Raw genomic sequence first — 14,225 nt, forward strand, 5'->3', positions numbered from 1 at the left:
TCTGCATGACCACCGCCGAACCGGCTCAGTTCCGCGAAGCGGTGGCGGCGATGAATGCCACCACCGTGCGGCCGGAGATAGAGCTGGGCCCGATTCGCCCGCCGCAGCGGCTGGCGCCGTTCAGCTACGCCCTCGGCGCGGAGGTTCGGCACCCTGAGACCGCGATCGTGCCCGAGCGGTCGGAGGGCGATGCGTTCGGCCGGCTGATCCTGCTGCACGACCCCGAGGGGGCCGAGGCGTGGGACGGAACGATGCGGCTGGTGGCCTACATCCAGGCCGATCTGGACTCCAGCGAGGCGGTCGACCCGCTGCTGCCCGAAGTAGCGTGGAGTTGGCTCGTCGACGCGTTGGAGCAGCGGGCCGAACACGTCACGGCGCTCGGCGGCACGGTCACCGCGACCACGTCGGTGCGCTACGGCGACATCTCGGGCCCGCCTCGCGCGCACCAGCTGGAGCTGAGGGCGTCCTGGACGGCCACCACGCTGGAGCTGGGCCCGCATGTGCAGGCGTTCTGCGAGGTGCTCGAGCACGCCGCGGGCCTGCCCCCGACCGGGGTCACCGATCTGAGCTCTCGCACGCGCGCCTGACGATGGCCGAGTCCGTGGAGTCTGGCTTCAGCGCGGCCACCGACGACGGCGAATCCTCAGAAGTAGAAGCCACACCCCTGTTGGCGCCTCGCGACGGCGTGCCGGAACTGGCCGTGAGCAGTCGCGAAATCAGCAGGGCCGCAGATGTTTTGGCGTCGGGAACCGGGCCTTTCGCGGTCGACGCCGAACGCGCGTCCGGTTTTCGGTACTCAAACCGCGCGTATTTGGTGCAGATTCGCCGCGCAGGCGCGGGCACTGTGCTGATCGACCCGGTGAACCACGGCGGTGACGCGGTGTCGACGCTCGCGCCTGTGGCCGAGGTGCTGACCACCGACGAGTGGGTGCTGCACGCCGCCGATCAGGACCTGCCGTGTCTGGCCGAGATCGGGATGAAGCCGACGAAGCTTTACGACACCGAACTGGCCGGCCGGCTGGCCGGCTACGACCGGGTGAACCTGGCCGCGATGGTGCAGGGGCTGCTCGGGCTGCAGCTGATGAAGGGCCACGGCGCGGCGGACTGGTCGAAGCGGCCGCTGCCGCACGAGTGGCTGAACTATGCAGCGCTGGACGTCGAGGTGCTCCTCGATTTACGCCATGCGATCGCCGCCGTGCTCGATGAGCAAGGCAAAACCGATTGGGCGGCACAGGAATTCGAATACCTGCGCACGTACGAGGCCACACCGACGCGGCGGGATCGGTGGCGTCGGACGTCGGGCATCCACAAGGTGCGCAACCCGCGGGCGCTGGCCGCGGTGCGCGAACTGTGGCAGACGCGCGACCAGATTGCCCGCCGCCGCGACATCGCGCCGGGCCGCATCCTGCCCGACTCGGCGATCATCAATGCCGCCACCACCGATCCCGACACCGTCGAGAAGCTGACCGCGCTGCCCGTGTTCGGTGGGAACCGGCAGCGCCGCAGCGCACAGATGTGGCTGGATGCGCTGGCCCGCGCACGAACCGCCGACCCGCCTCAGCCGCAGGAGCCGTCGAACGGACCGCCGCCCGCGTCGCGGTGGTCCCGGCGTAAACCGGAAGCCGCCGTACGCCTCGAGGCAGCCCGTGCAGGTTTAGCCGAACTGTCGCAACGGGTTTCGGTTCCGTCGGAGAACATCATCTCCCCCGACGTCGTGCGGCGGCTGATGTGGGACTGGCAGCCGGTCGAGGACATCGCTGCCGTCGTCGAGGAGTTCTTGCGCGACGCGCAGGTGCGGCCATGGCAGCGTGAACTCGTCATCCCGGTGCTGTCGGAGGCACTCATACCGGCCGAGCAGACGTAAAAGTCCCCGACACGCCGCGGTTTTGGGTGCTTTTGCGTCTGCTCGCGCGTTAACCGGTGCGCTGGCAGAACCGCAGCATGTTGCCGAACGGGTCGATGACGTCGACGGTCGGACCGCCCGGCGCGTCATATTCGATGCCCGGCCGTGAATACCCGTGCTGCTGGTCGATGAGTTCGCGGTGCAGCGCCTCGATATCGCTGACCGGGATCCACACCGCGGTGTTGGGGCTGCCGTCGCCGTAGTGCTCGGACAGATGCAGCACCGCCTCCGACCGGCTGACCTGGATGTAGACCGGAAAATCGGGTTCGAAGCGGTGCTCCCAGTCGCGGTGAAAGCCCAGATAGCCGCAGTAGAAGTCCACTGCGCGGTCGACGTCGAAGATCCGCAGGATCGGTACCGGCGCGCCGATGCGGACGTCAGTCATCAGGCCACCCCTCTGCACACCGTCAACATTGTTGACGCCATCCAAAAGCATCCATGCCCCAGCCGTCAGTCGAGGCGCTCGCTGACTTCCCGCTCGGCGACGGGTGCGCCCTGTGCGGCGACCCAACCCGTGATCTGGCGGGCGATGTTGCGGTCGGTCAGGCCGACGTCGGAGAGCAACTCGCCGCGCGATGCCTGCGCGAAGAATTCCTGCGGCAGCCCGACGTCGCGGCACGGCACGTCGATCTCGGCACGCCGCAGCGCCGCCGACACCGCAGACCCCACGCCGCCGTTGACCCCGTTGTCCTCCACCGTGACGACCAGCTTGTGCGCCCGCGCCAACTCGCCGATCACGTCAGGCACCGGCAACACCCATCGCGGATCGACCACGGTCACGCCGATGCCCTGGTTGCGCAGCCGCTCGGCGACCGCCAACGCCATCGGGGCGAACGGCCCCACCGCAACCAGCAGCACGTCCCCGGACAGCCCGTCGGCAGGCACCGCGAGCACGTCGACTCCGCCGCGTCGCTCAACCGCCGAAATGTCTTCGCCCACATCGCCTTTCGGGAACCGAATGGCGGTAGGACCGTTGATATCGAGTGCTTCGCCCAGCTCCTCGCGCAACCGCGCGCCATCACGCGGCGCGGCCACACGCATTCCGGGCACGATGCTCAGCATCGACAAATCCCACATGCCGTTGTGACTGGCACCGTCGGACCCGGTGACACCCGACCGGTCGAGCACCATCGTCACGGGCAGCTTGTGCAGTGCGACGTCCATCATGATCTGGTCGAACGCCCGGTTCAGGAACGTCGAATAGATGGCGACGACGGGATGCATGCCGCCCATCGCCAACCCGGCGGCTGACGTCATCGCATGCTGCTCGGCGATGCCGACGTCGAAGAACCGATCGGGGAACCGCTGGCGGAAGGCGCTCAGCCCCGTCGGGCCGGGCATCGCGGCGGTGATCGCCACGACGTCGCGGCGCTTGGCGGCGAACCGGATCAGCGCCTCGGAGAACGTCGACGTCCAGCCGGGCCCCGGCACCGACGTGGCCAGCCCGGTCTCGGGGTCGATCACGCCGCAGGAGTGCATCTGGTCGGCCTCGTCGTTCTCGGCAGGCGCGTAACCCATGCCCTTGCGAGTGACGACGTGCACGATCACCGGGGCGTTGAAGCCCCTGGCGTTGCGCAGCGCGCTCTCCACCGCGTGCTCGTCGTGGCCGTCGATCGGGCCGACGTACTTCACGCCGAGGTCAGTGAACATCACCTGTGGGGACAGCGCGTCCTTGATACCGGCCTTGATGCTGTGCATGCACTGGTAGCAGAGCTCGCCGATGAGCGGCACGCCGCGCACGGCCTTGCGGCCCTCCTCGAGCACCTTCTCGTAGCCCGGCTGCAGCCGCAGCCCAGCGAGGTGCTCGGCGAACCCGCCGATCGTGGGTGCGTAGCTGCGGCCGTTGTCATTGACAACGATGATGACCGGCCGGCGCGCGGCGGCGATGTTGTTCAGCGCCTCCCAGCACATGCCGCCGGTCAGCGCGCCGTCGCCCACCACGGCCACCACGTGCCGGTTGCGGTGCCCGGACAGCTCGAACGCCTTGGCCAGCCCGTCGGCGTACGACAGCGCCGAGCTGGCGTGGCTTGACTCGACCCAGTCGTGCTCGCTCTCGCTGCGCGACGGATAACCCGACAGACCGCCCTTCTTGCGCAGCGTGTCGAAGTCGAGCGATCGACCGGTCAGCATCTTGTGGACGTAGGACTGATGGCCCGTGTCGAAGATGATCGGGTCGTGCGGCGAGTCGAACACGCGATGCAGCGCCAGTGTGAGCTCCACGACACCCAGATTGGGCCCGAGGTGTCCACCCGTTGCAGCGACCTTGTGGATCAGGAATTCCCGGATTTCGTGCGCCAGAGCGGTGAGTTGCTGCTGGGTCAGGTGCTGCAGATCGGCGGGACCGCGGATCTGTTCAAGCATTCCGCCAGTGTACGCAGGGGCGCTGGCTCAGTCCTGTTGTGATTGGTAGATGTCGGGCACACCATCGCGATCCGCGTCAGCCGACTCGGCCAGATGTATGCGGCGGTAGACCGCATTACGGCTCAACAACACGAGCGAAGCCAGCACACCTGCGATAACGCTGCCGACGAGCACGCCGATCTTGACGTCGTCGCCCGTGGTGGTGCCGTAGCCGAAGGCCAGCTCACCGATCAATAACGACACGGTAAAACCGACGCCCGCGAGCAGCGACACGCCGAGCACGTCACGCCACGCCAGATCGTCGTCGAGCGTTGCATGGGTGAATCTGGCGAGCAGAAACGCTGTCAGAAACACCCCGAGGGGTTTGCCGATCACCAGGCCGGCGATGACGCCGTCGGTGACCGGATGCAGCAGCGAGTCGGCGAGCCCCGACCAGCCGCCGACGGTCACGCCCGCGGCGAAGAAGGCGAAGACCGGCACCGCGAAGCCGGCGGATACCGGCCGCATCGTGTGCTCGAAGAGTTCCGCGGTGGGCTGCCCGCGCCGACCCAGCACCGGGACCGTGAAGCCCAGCACGACCCCCGCGACGGTGGCGTGCACGCCGCTCGCGTGCACCAGCGCCCATGCGGTGACCGCCAGCGGCGTCAGCAACCACCAGTAGTGGACTCCGCGTTGCACGGCCAACCCGAACAGACCGATCGGCACGAGTGCGAGCGCCATCGGCACCAGTGACACATGGTCGGTGTAGAAGACGGCGATGACGACGATTGCGAGCAGATCGTCGACGACCGCCAGCGTCAACAAGAACGTCCGCAGAGCGGTCGGCAGATGGGTCGACAACACTGCGAGCACGGCCAGTGCGAACGCGATGTCGGTGGCGATCGGCACCGCCCAGCCGTCGAGGTTCTGGGGGTGCCCGCTGAGCAAGTTGACCCCGATGAAGATCGCCGCGGGCACCACCATTCCGCCCACGGCCGCGGCGATCGGCAACGCTGCGCGGCGTGGATCGCGCAGATCGCCGGCGACGAACTCGCGCTTGAGCTCCAACCCGACCACGAAGAAGAAGATCGCCAGGAGCCCGTCGGCTGCCCATACCGACAGCGGCAGGTGCAAATGCAGCGATTCCGGTCCGATGGCGAATTCAGACACCGTCCGATAGGCATGCGCCCAGGGCGAATTCGCCCATATCAGCGCGGCGCCCGCCGCCGCGAGGAGCAGCACGCCGCCGACGGTTTCCCTGCGCAGGATCTCGGAAAAGCGTTGCGTCTCCGACCACGAGCCACGCGTCAGCAGTCGAAGGGTAGCCATTGCCGAAAGTCTAGTGACTCAACGGGATATTCGAATTCGGTTGCCGGCACAGCGTCTTTACGGCATCTTTACTGGTGGAGCGCCGGGAAGTCTGGTCGGCAGTCGCACCGCAGGTGACGACTTGGGTACGGCCGCGGGAGTGATCGATTGGCGCTGCAATCCCATCTCGGCGTCGTAGCGTTGATTTGTGCGGGCCGAACAGATCGCCGAGGAGTTTCCCGTCGTCGCGCTGGACTCCAATGCGCTCGACGCGGTCAGGCTGCTGGCCACCCGCCGGCTGCCCGGGCTGGTCGTGACGGACAGCGCGGGGACGCCGGTGACGATATTGCCCGCTTCGCAGGTCGTCCGCCTGCTCGTACCTGCATACGTCCAGGAGGACCCGTCGCTCGCGGGCGTGCTGAGCGAGTCGATGGCCGACCGCGTTGCCGACAAGTTGGGCGGCAAGACGGTCTCGGCGGTGCTGCCGAAGCCGCCGCCGGATATGGCCACGGTCAATGCGGACGACACGATCGTCGAGGTGGCGGCAGTCATGGCGCGCAACCGTTCGCCGTTGGTTGTCGTGACGGGCAGCAAGGGACTCGTAGGCGTGATAACCGCCGCGCGAATACTCGAGGTCGCCCTGTCGCATTGATCACCGGCAGCCAGGGGGTGGTTCGGTGGCGATCGTTGCGGTAGTTGTCTTCGTCGTCGCCTATACCCTCATCGCGACCGAACGCATCCACAAGGTCAAGGTCGCGCTCGGCGGCGCCGCGGTGGTGCTGGCGCTGGGGATCGTCGACTCGCGGGACGTGTTCTACTCCCGCGATACCGGAATCGATTGGGACGTAATCTTTCTGCTGCTCGGCACGATGATCATCGTCGGCGTGCTCCGGCAGACAGGCGGCTTCGAGTACGCAGCCATCTGGGCGGCCAAGCGGGCCGGCGGTTCACCGCTGCGGCTGATGATTCTTCTGGTCCTCATCACAGCGACGGCGTCGGCGATCTTGCCCAACGTGACCATCGTGCTGCTCATCGCGCCGGTCACGCTGCTTGTGTGCGAACGCCTCGACATCAACCCGATTCCGTTTCTGATCGCCGAAGTCCTCGCATCCAATATCGGCGGCGTGTCCACATTGATCGGCGATCCTCCGAACATCATCATCGGGAGCCGAGCGAACTTGTCGTTCAACGACTTTCTGATCCATCTGGCGCCCATGGCGATCATCGCGATCATCGTCTTCGTGGCGACGCTGCCGCTGCTGTTCCGGGGAACTTTCGGCGTGCGCGAGGACCGGGTCGCCGAGGTGATGTCTCTCAACGAACGAGAGGCGATCAGCGACGTGCGACTGCTGGCCAAGTCGGGCGTCGTGCTGGCCGGCGTCATCGCCGCATTGGTCGCGAGTTCGGCCACCCACGTCGAGCCATCCATCGTGGCGCTGATCGGCGCCGGAGTGTTGATCACGATTTCGGGCGTCGAAAGCGTCCACTATCTGGCGAGCGTCGAGTGGGAGACATTGTTGTTCTTCGCCGGCTTGTTCGTGCTCGTTGGATCGCTGGTGAAGACCGGTGTGATCGCCGGCCTGGCACGCCTGGCCGGTGACGTCACCGGCGGTAACGCACTGTTGGCGACGATGTTGATACTCGTTGTCTCGGCGATACTTTCAGGTCTGATCGACAACATCCCGTATGTCGCGACTATGACCCCGGTGGTTGCCGACCTCGCTACGACCATTCCCAATCCCGCGCACGTGCAGGCCATGTGGTGGGCGCTGGCCATCGGAGCGGGCTTCGGCGGAAACATGACCGCCGTCGGCGCAAGCGCAAACGTGGTGATGGTCGGCATCGCCGGACGCGAAGGGTATCCGATCGCGTTCTGGCAATTCACGCGCAAGGGGGCGGCCGTGACGGCGCTGACCGTCGCGGTGTCCGCCCCGTATCTGTGGCTGCGGTACTTCGTTTTCGAATAGAGAGGATTCCGATGTCCATTGCGTTGACGGTGCTGCTCATTGCGTTCTGCGTGCAGGGGTTGGTGAAGTTCGCCGTCGGCTTCATAGTGCCGTACCCGACCCGGATAAAGCGGATCGCCTCGTACTATGAACGCGGCGGCAAGATCATCAGCATCTACGACAGCGTCACCCTGGTCATCATCGTCGGCCTCGTCGTCCTTCTGTTGTTCACCGATATGCAGCCCGTCAGCTTCATCACCGGTTTGATCGTCGGGATGCTTGTCATTCAGATCTTCTTTCACCGCTTCAGTGAACCGCTTGCCTCGGAACAGGCTCCTGAATCAGACGCTGCACCAAGGAAAATCATGTCCTACGCCATTCAGGCGCACCCAGGCCTCGCTTGGCGGGAGATCATCGTGATGGCGGTGCTGTTCGTGTGGGCGCTGTATCAGCTCATCACCCACCTCGTCGGCTAGCTGTTCCGCCGTGACCGCGCAGCACACCGACTTTTACGAGTTCCTGTTTCAGGAGATGCCTTTCCTGCTGGATCGCTGGTACGAGCGATCCTCAGCGCCAAGGACGTAGCAACCCGCTGCCCCGTTTACTTCGATAGCGTGAAACGCCATGGCGAGTCAGCCGGTCATCTTCGAACGGGAAAGCGTCGTCGACGCGGCCGCCGAGCAGGTGTGGGCGCGCGTGGTCACACCGGAGGGCATCAACGACGAAATTCGGCCGTGGATGACGATGTCGATGCCGCGCGCAGCCGAATCGCTGACCGTCGACACCGTACCGGTCGGCACGCCGATCGGCCGGTGCTGGATGCGGCTATTCGGGGTCCTTCCGTTCGACTACGACCTGCTCTGCATCGCCGAACTACAACCTGGCCGCGGTTTCGACGAACAGTCCACGATGATGAGCATGCGGCGATGGCGGCACGAACGCAGCGTGACCCCGCGCGACGATGGCAAAGCCCTTGTGCGGGATCGCATCACGTTCGAGCTCCGCGCGCCGCTGCGTCTGGCCACGCCCGTCGTAGCCGCGGCGCTGCGAGCTTTGTTCGGCCACCGGCACCGGCGGCTACAACGGTTTTTCGCCCAACACTGACACGCCCAGCAACGTCGATACCTGCACACAGCCACTGCCTGCCGTGCACAATCGATCCATGGCTGACACCGGCGTCTCGGCTACAAGGCCGCCGTTGGACGACGTTTCCAAGGCGATCATTGACGCCCTTCAGCAAGATGGTCGTCGCTCGTATTCCGGAATCGCTGAGGCCGTCGGCCTCTCGGAGGCAGCCGTCCGGCAACGCGTGAATCGCCTACTCGAAGCCGGGGTGATGCAAATCGTGGCGGTCACCGATCCCAGGGAGCTCGGCTTCGGTCGCGAAGCGATGATCGGCATCTGCTGCTCTGGGAACAGCGCCGCCACCGCGGAAAAGCTCGCCGCAGTCGACGCCATCAACTACGTCGTGCTGACGGCTGGCAGGTTCGATCTGGTCATCGAGGTGGTGTGCGAGGACGACGCGCATCTACTCGAGATACTCAACACGCGGATCCGCACCCTGCCCGACGTATATCAAGCCGAAACTCTCGTTTACCTCAAAACGGTTAAGCAGCAGTACAACTGGGGCACCCGCTAGCCGCTGCGCTCAGGCCTCAGCGAGTGAGCACCGCCACGCATTCGACGTGGTGCGTCAGCGGAAACGAATCGAACACCCGCAGGTCCTCCACGGCGTAGCCGTGGCCGATGTACAACCCGACATCGCGGGCGAACGATGCCGCTTCACAACCAATGTGAATGACCCGAGGCACCTCCGCCGCGGCCAACATATCGATCACGTCGCGGCCCGCGCCGGATCGCGGCGGGTCGAGTACCGCGACATCGGCGCGCTGTCGCTGCGCCGCCAATGCACGGCGCACCGAGTCCGTGACCACCGACACCCGGCCGAGGTCGGCCAGCGCCTCACGCGCCGACCGGGAGGCTCCTCTCGACGTGTCGACGGTGACGACGTGACCGGTGTCGCCGACGGCGCGCCCCAGGGCCGCCGCGAAAACACCTGCGCCACCGTATAAGTCCCACGCGGTCATGCCCGGCTCCAGTCGAGCCCACCCGGTGACCAGCTCGCTGTACACCCGTGGCGCATCGCGGTGTGCCTGCCAGAAGGCGGTCACCGGCACCCGCCACTCCCGATCCGCGACCCGCTGCACCGCCTCGTACTGACCTTCGATGACGTGTGTGGCCAACTTGCGCCCGGTGCGTGGCCCGGCCTGCACCACGTGCCGGTTTCCGTCGTCGTCGAGCGCCACGTGCACGTGCGCACCGGACGGCCACACCCAGTCCTGCAGGCCGTCGAGCATGCCCGCCGGGAGCTGCGCGCAGTCGAGTTCGGTCACGAGTTGCGCGCTGTGATAACGGTGGAACCCGACGCGGCCGTTGTCCGAGGTGTCCAACCGCACTCGCGTCCGCCAGCCGGTGGCACCGACGTCGCCGACCGGCTCGGCCACCGCATCGTCTTCATCGCGCCACATGTAGCCACCGAGCCGCGACAACTGGTTGGCGACCACGGCGCCCTTGAGGCGCCGCGCAGCGTCGGGCGCCGCGAACGCCAAGTCACAGCAGCCCGCGCCGTCCACACCGGCGATCGGGCACAGCGAGTCGATGCGGTCGGCGGACGGTTCGATCACCTCGACAACGTCGGCGTGCCAATAGGATCCGTGATCGCCGACGACGCGAACCCTGACCTTCTCCCCCGGCAGTGCGTAGCGTACGAACACCACGCGGCCCTCGTGGCGCGCGACGCAGCTGCCGCCGTTGGCAGGGGCATCGGTGGTAAGGACTAGTTCGGCCGGCCACGCCGGCGAATCGGCGACCTGTTCGCTCAATCCGTGAATCCTCGACGAATATCTCCCGGGGCCGCGTGCGGCTGCAATGTCTTGATTCGCTCGGACGATTGCAGTTGCCACGGAACCGATGTCACCATCACGTTCGGCATGAACAGCAGACGTCCCTTGAGCCGCAACGCGCTCTGGTTGTGCAGCACCTGTTCCCACCAGTGGCCGACGACGTATTCCGGGATGAACACGGTGACGACGGTGCGTGCCGATTCCTTGCTGACCCGTTTGACGTAGTCCAGGACGGGCCGGGTGATCTCGCGGTACGGCGAGGCAATCACCTTGAGCGGCACGCTGATATCGCTGTCCTCCCACTTGTGCACCAGCTCGCGCGTCTCGGCGTCGTCGACGCTCACGGTGATCGCCTCCAGCATGTCGGGCCGGGTGGCCCTAGCGTAGGCGAGCGCCCGCATCGTGGGCAGATGCATCTTGGAGACCAGCACGATGGCGTGGTTGCGGCTCGGCAGGACCATGTCGGTGTCCTCGGCGGCCCGCTCCTCGAGCTCACGCGCGACCGTGTCGTAGTGCTTGTGAATCATCTTCATGATCACGAAAAGCGCACCCATCGCCAGGATCGCGATCCACGCCCCCGCCAGGAACTTGGTCACCACCACGATGATCAGCACGGTTCCCGTGCAGATGAAGCCGACCGTGTTGATCACCCGCGACCGCATCATGTGCCGCCGTACCGCGGGATCGGTTTCGGTGCGCAGCAACCGCGTCCAGTGCCGGACCATGCCGATCTGACTCAGCGTGAACGACACGAATACGCCCACGATGTAGAGCTGGATCAGCGCGGTCACCTCGGCGCGGAACGCGACCACGAAGGCGATCGCCGCGAACGCCAGGAACAGAATGCCGTTGGAGAATGCCAGCCGATCGCCGCGCGTGTGCAACTGGCGCGGCAGGTAACGATCCTGGGCGAGAATGGATCCCAGCACCGGGAAGCCGTTGAATGCCGTGTTGGCCGCGAGGACCAGGATCAGAGCGGTTACCCCGGCGATGAGGTACAGCCCGACGGGAAAGTCATGGAAGACCGCGTCGGCCAGCTGTGCGATGAGCGTCTTTTGCTGATATCCCGGCGGCGCGCCCACCAGCTGCTCCGGGGTGTCCGCAACCTTGGCGCCCGTCTCCTTGGCCAACAAGATGATGCCCATGAACAACGAGACCGCAACGGCGCCCAACAGCAGCAGCGTCGTTGCCGCGTTGCGCGACTTCGGTTTCCGAAACGCCGGTACACCGTTACTGATCGCCTCGACACCAGTCAGCGCCGCACATCCGGACGAGAACGCCCGAGCCACCAGGAACACCATCGCAAAACCGATGACCTGACCGTGCTCGGATCGCACCTCGAATGTGGCTGATTCGGCCCGCAGCGGATTGCCGAGGACATAGATCTGGAACAACCCCCAGCCGAGCATGATGTACATGCCGATCATGAAGGCGTAGGTCGGGATCGCGAACGCGGTGCCCGACTCGCGGATACCACGCAGGTTCAACGACGCCAGAATCAGAATCGCCAGCACCGCGAAGAAGACCTTGTGTGTGCCGATGAACGGCACCGCGGAGCCGATGTTGGACATCGCCGACGCCATCGACACCGCCACGGTCAGCACGTAATCCACCAGCAGCGCACTGGCCACGGTCAGCCCGGCGGTATGGCCCAGGTTCGTGGTGACCACCTCGTAGTCACCGCCGCCCGACGGATAGGCGTGCACGTTCTGCCGGTAACTGGCGATCACGATGAGCATGACGGCCGCGACCGCCAGCCCGATCCACGGCGCCATCGAGAAGGCCGCCAGGCCCGCCACCGAGAGCACCAGAAAGATCTCCTCCGGCGCATAGGCGACCGACGACAGCGCATCGGACGCGAACACCGGCAGGGCGATCCGCTTGGGCAGCAGCGTGTGCGCCAACTTGTCGCTGCGGAAGGGCCGGCCGATTACGAGCCGTCGTGCGACGGTCGAAAGCTTGGACACGAGAGCCAAGAGTAAGCCCAGCGGCGATTGGCTGTAGCGTTCCGAGTGCGCGGGGTCGGGAGACTGCTTTTTCTAGGCATAGCCGGAAAGGACCGTCAGGTGCGTGTAGTGGTGATGGGATGCGGCCGGGTGGGCGCGTCGCTGTCGGACAGCCTGGCCCGAATCGGTCATGAAGTGGCCGTCATCGATCGCGACAGCACGGCTTTTCACCGGCTGTCCCCCGAATTTTCGGGTGAACGTGTCCTCGGCATGGGTTTTGACCGTGACGTGCTGCTGCGCTCCGGCATCGAGGAGGCCGGTGCGTTCGCGGCGGTGTCGTCGGGCGACAACTCGAACATCATCTCGGCTCGAGTGGCCCGCGAGACGTTCGGCGTGGAGCGCGTCGTCGCCCGCATCTACGACGCCAAGCGCGCCGCGGTGTATGAGCGGCTCGGCATCCCGACGGTGGCCACCGTGCCGTGGACGACCGACCGGCTGCTCAACGTGCTCACACGAGAGACCGAGACCACGAAATGGCGCGACCCGACCGGCAACGTCGGCGTGACCGAACTGGCGCTGCACGAGGACTGGGTGGGCCGCCGCATCACCGATCTGGAAGCCGGGACCGGCGGCCGGGTCGCATTCGTCATCCGGTTCGGGGCAGGCCTGCTGCCCGACGCGAAGACGGTCATCCAGGCCGGCGATCAGGTGTACATGGCCGCGATCGCCGGGCATATCGCCGAAGCACTGGCCATCGCGGCACTGCCGCCCAGCGAGGATATCGAGACGGCATGAAGCGCGCCTGCGACGACACGGAGGAGCGGCGCAAATGAAAGTCGCCATTGCAGGAGCCGGCGCGGTCGGCCGATCCATCGCCCGCGAGCTCGTCGAATCGCATCAGGTCACGCTGCTGGAGCGCAATCCCGACCACATCGACGTCGACGCCATACCCGCCGCGCACTGGCGCCTTGGGGACGCCTGCGAGCTGAGTCTGCTCGAATCGGTGAAGCTCGAGGAATTCGACGTGGTGATCGCCGCGACGGGCGACGACAAAGTCAACGTGGTCGTGAGCCTGCTGGCCAAGACCGAGTTCGCGGTGCCGCGCGTGGTGGCCCGCGTCAACGATCCACGCAACGAGTGGCTGTTCGACGAGAACTGGGGAGTGGACGTCGCGGTGTCGACCCCCCGCATGCTGGCGTCCCTCGTCGAGGAGGCGGTCGCCGTCGGTGATCTGGTGCGGCTGATGGAGTTCCGCACGGGCCAGGCCAATCTCCTCGAGATCACCCTGCCCGACGACACGCCGTGGGGCGGGAAACCCGTCAAACGCCTCGAGTTACCGCGCGACGCCACGCTGGTGACGATCCTGCGTGGACCGCGGGTGATCGTGCCCGAGCGAGACGAGCCGCTGGAGGGCGGCGACGAGCTGCTGTTCGTGGCCGTCCCGGACGTCGAGGACCACCTGCGCGAACTGCTGCTGCATCCCCCGCACTGAGTCAGCGGCGCGCGTAAGCGGGCGGTGGGGTCGCACGGTCGTGGCAGCGCGCCGCGGTGTCGGAGGACACACGATCGAAGTCGCATTGCGCATTGCGGATCCCGACGGCCGAGATCACGCCGGCGACCGCGAACAGGACGGCCGTCACCACCGCGCCCTGCCGAAACCCCGCGAAATCCATTGCGCTGACGCCATTCCCGTCGCTGCGCTCGCCTACGGCGATTATTACGCCAGTGAATGCGATTGCGATCAGCCCCGCGATCCGGGAGACGGCGTTGTTGATCGCCGAACCGATGCCGCTCTGCGCGGGATCGACCGCGGCCAGGATCGCCGCCGTCAACGGCGACACCGTGACCGACAGTCCGAGCCCGAACACCACCAGCCCCG

At 66.2% G+C, this 14,225-nt stretch carries 14 protein-coding genes and 1 pseudogene; 9 read left to right on the forward strand and 6 right to left on the reverse strand.

Annotated elements, in window-relative coordinates; all coding sequences use genetic code 11:
- Positions 1 to 5 precede the first annotated feature (5 nt).
- Positions 6 to 587, forward strand: coding sequence for a DUF3000 domain-containing protein (locus tag VJV41_RS27705; RefSeq protein ID WP_325339250.1), 582 nt, complete (start codon positions 6 to 8; stop codon positions 585 to 587).
- A 2-nt stretch (positions 588 to 589) separates the two neighbouring features.
- On the forward strand, positions 590 to 1,864 hold the full coding sequence (locus VJV41_RS27710; protein WP_325339252.1) for a ribonuclease D: 1,275 nt from the start codon (positions 590 to 592) through the stop codon (positions 1,862 to 1,864).
- A 49-nt stretch (positions 1,865 to 1,913) separates the two neighbouring features.
- Here the strand turns inward: VJV41_RS27710 and VJV41_RS27715 are convergent, their stop codons facing one another.
- The 3 genes from VJV41_RS27715 to nhaA form a co-directional block, all read right to left on the reverse strand.
- Positions 1,914 to 2,288, reverse strand: a complete 375-nt coding sequence (locus tag VJV41_RS27715; protein ID WP_325339254.1) for a glyoxalase superfamily protein — start codon at positions 2,286 to 2,288, stop codon at positions 1,914 to 1,916.
- 65 nt (positions 2,289 to 2,353) lie between these two features.
- Positions 2,354 to 4,264, reverse strand: a complete 1,911-nt coding sequence (gene dxs / locus VJV41_RS27720; protein WP_325339256.1) for a 1-deoxy-D-xylulose-5-phosphate synthase — start codon at positions 4,262 to 4,264, stop codon at positions 2,354 to 2,356.
- A gap of 27 nt (positions 4,265 to 4,291) precedes the next feature.
- Complete coding sequence (nhaA, locus tag VJV41_RS27725) at positions 4,292 to 5,572, reverse strand: Na+/H+ antiporter NhaA (protein ID WP_325339258.1); 1,281 nt, start codon at positions 5,570 to 5,572, stop codon at positions 4,292 to 4,294.
- Positions 5,573 to 5,759: 187 nt separating this feature from the next.
- Between nhaA and VJV41_RS27730 the strand changes: the two genes are divergently transcribed.
- The 5 genes from VJV41_RS27730 to VJV41_RS27750 all read left to right on the forward strand — a co-directional run bounded on the left by VJV41_RS27730 (position 5,760) and on the right by VJV41_RS27750 (position 9,136).
- Complete coding sequence (locus tag VJV41_RS27730) at positions 5,760 to 6,203, forward strand: CBS domain-containing protein (RefSeq protein ID WP_325339260.1); 444 nt, start codon at positions 5,760 to 5,762, stop codon at positions 6,201 to 6,203.
- Positions 6,204 to 6,228: 25 nt separating this feature from the next.
- The gene (locus tag VJV41_RS27735; RefSeq protein WP_325339262.1) at positions 6,229 to 7,518 is read left to right on the forward strand and encodes an ArsB/NhaD family transporter; all 1,290 of its coding nucleotides are present in this window, start codon (positions 6,229 to 6,231) and stop codon (positions 7,516 to 7,518) included.
- A gap of 11 nt (positions 7,519 to 7,529) precedes the next feature.
- Positions 7,530 to 7,973, forward strand: coding sequence for a hypothetical protein (locus tag VJV41_RS27740; RefSeq protein ID WP_325339264.1), 444 nt, complete (start codon positions 7,530 to 7,532; stop codon positions 7,971 to 7,973).
- A 148-nt stretch (positions 7,974 to 8,121) separates the two neighbouring features.
- Positions 8,122 to 8,601, forward strand: coding sequence for a hypothetical protein (locus VJV41_RS27745; RefSeq protein ID WP_325339266.1), 480 nt, complete (start codon positions 8,122 to 8,124; stop codon positions 8,599 to 8,601).
- Between the two features lie 58 nt (positions 8,602 to 8,659).
- Positions 8,660 to 9,136, forward strand: coding sequence for an Lrp/AsnC family transcriptional regulator (locus VJV41_RS27750; RefSeq protein WP_325339268.1), 477 nt, complete (start codon positions 8,660 to 8,662; stop codon positions 9,134 to 9,136).
- Between the two features lie 16 nt (positions 9,137 to 9,152).
- Here VJV41_RS27750 and VJV41_RS27755 read toward each other — a convergent pair whose 3' ends face one another.
- Together VJV41_RS27755 and VJV41_RS27760 are read right to left on the reverse strand one after the other, a co-directional pair.
- The gene (locus VJV41_RS27755; protein WP_325339270.1) at positions 9,153 to 10,379 is read right to left on the reverse strand and encodes a class I SAM-dependent RNA methyltransferase; all 1,227 of its coding nucleotides are present in this window, start codon (positions 10,377 to 10,379) and stop codon (positions 9,153 to 9,155) included.
- Complete coding sequence (locus VJV41_RS27760) at positions 10,376 to 12,367, reverse strand: APC family permease (RefSeq protein ID WP_325339272.1); 1,992 nt, start codon at positions 12,365 to 12,367, stop codon at positions 10,376 to 10,378. The genes VJV41_RS27755 and VJV41_RS27760 overlap by 4 nt, the downstream gene beginning before the upstream one ends.
- A gap of 99 nt (positions 12,368 to 12,466) precedes the next feature.
- Here VJV41_RS27760 and VJV41_RS27765 point away from each other — a divergent pair, with 99 nt between their 5' ends.
- Complete coding sequence (locus VJV41_RS27765) at positions 12,467 to 13,141, forward strand: TrkA family potassium uptake protein (RefSeq protein ID WP_325339274.1); 675 nt, start codon at positions 12,467 to 12,469, stop codon at positions 13,139 to 13,141.
- Positions 13,142 to 13,175: 34 nt separating this feature from the next.
- The gene (locus VJV41_RS27770) at positions 13,176 to 13,838 is read left to right on the forward strand and encodes a TrkA family potassium uptake protein (protein ID WP_325339276.1); all 663 of its coding nucleotides are present in this window, start codon (positions 13,176 to 13,178) and stop codon (positions 13,836 to 13,838) included.
- 1 nt (position 13,839) lies between these two features.
- Here the strand turns inward: VJV41_RS27770 and VJV41_RS27775 are convergent.
- Positions 13,840 to 14,225 (reverse strand): annotated as a pseudogene (locus VJV41_RS27775) (MFS transporter); the annotation flags it as partial.

The organism is Mycobacterium sp., from assembly GCF_035274705.1.
GTDB lineage: Bacteria > Actinomycetota > Actinomycetes > Mycobacteriales > Mycobacteriaceae > Mycobacterium.

What these genes read in the sequence shown, in the direction of transcription:
- VJV41_RS27740 (WP_325339264.1), top strand. Translation starts at nt 7,530, where the DNA reads ATGTCCATTGCGTTGACGGTGCTGCTCATTGCGTTCTGCGTGCAGGGG.
- VJV41_RS27745 (WP_325339266.1), top strand. Translation starts at nt 8,122, where the DNA reads ATGGCGAGTCAGCCGGTCATCTTCGAACGGGAAAGCGTCGTCGACGCG.
- dxs (WP_325339256.1), bottom strand. Translation starts at nt 4,264, where the DNA reads ATGCTTGAACAGATCCGCGGTCCCGCCGATCTGCAGCACCTGACCCAG.
- VJV41_RS27710 (WP_325339252.1), top strand. Translation starts at nt 590, where the DNA reads ATGGCCGAGTCCGTGGAGTCTGGCTTCAGCGCGGCCACCGACGACGGC.
- VJV41_RS27705 (WP_325339250.1), top strand. Translation starts at nt 6, where the DNA reads ATGACCACCGCCGAACCGGCTCAGTTCCGCGAAGCGGTGGCGGCGATG.
- VJV41_RS27770 (WP_325339276.1), top strand. Translation starts at nt 13,176, where the DNA reads ATGAAAGTCGCCATTGCAGGAGCCGGCGCGGTCGGCCGATCCATCGCC.
- VJV41_RS27715 (WP_325339254.1), bottom strand. Translation starts at nt 2,288, where the DNA reads ATGACTGACGTCCGCATCGGCGCGCCGGTACCGATCCTGCGGATCTTC.
- nhaA (WP_325339258.1), bottom strand. Translation starts at nt 5,572, where the DNA reads ATGGCTACCCTTCGACTGCTGACGCGTGGCTCGTGGTCGGAGACGCAA.
- VJV41_RS27750 (WP_325339268.1), top strand. Translation starts at nt 8,660, where the DNA reads ATGGCTGACACCGGCGTCTCGGCTACAAGGCCGCCGTTGGACGACGTT.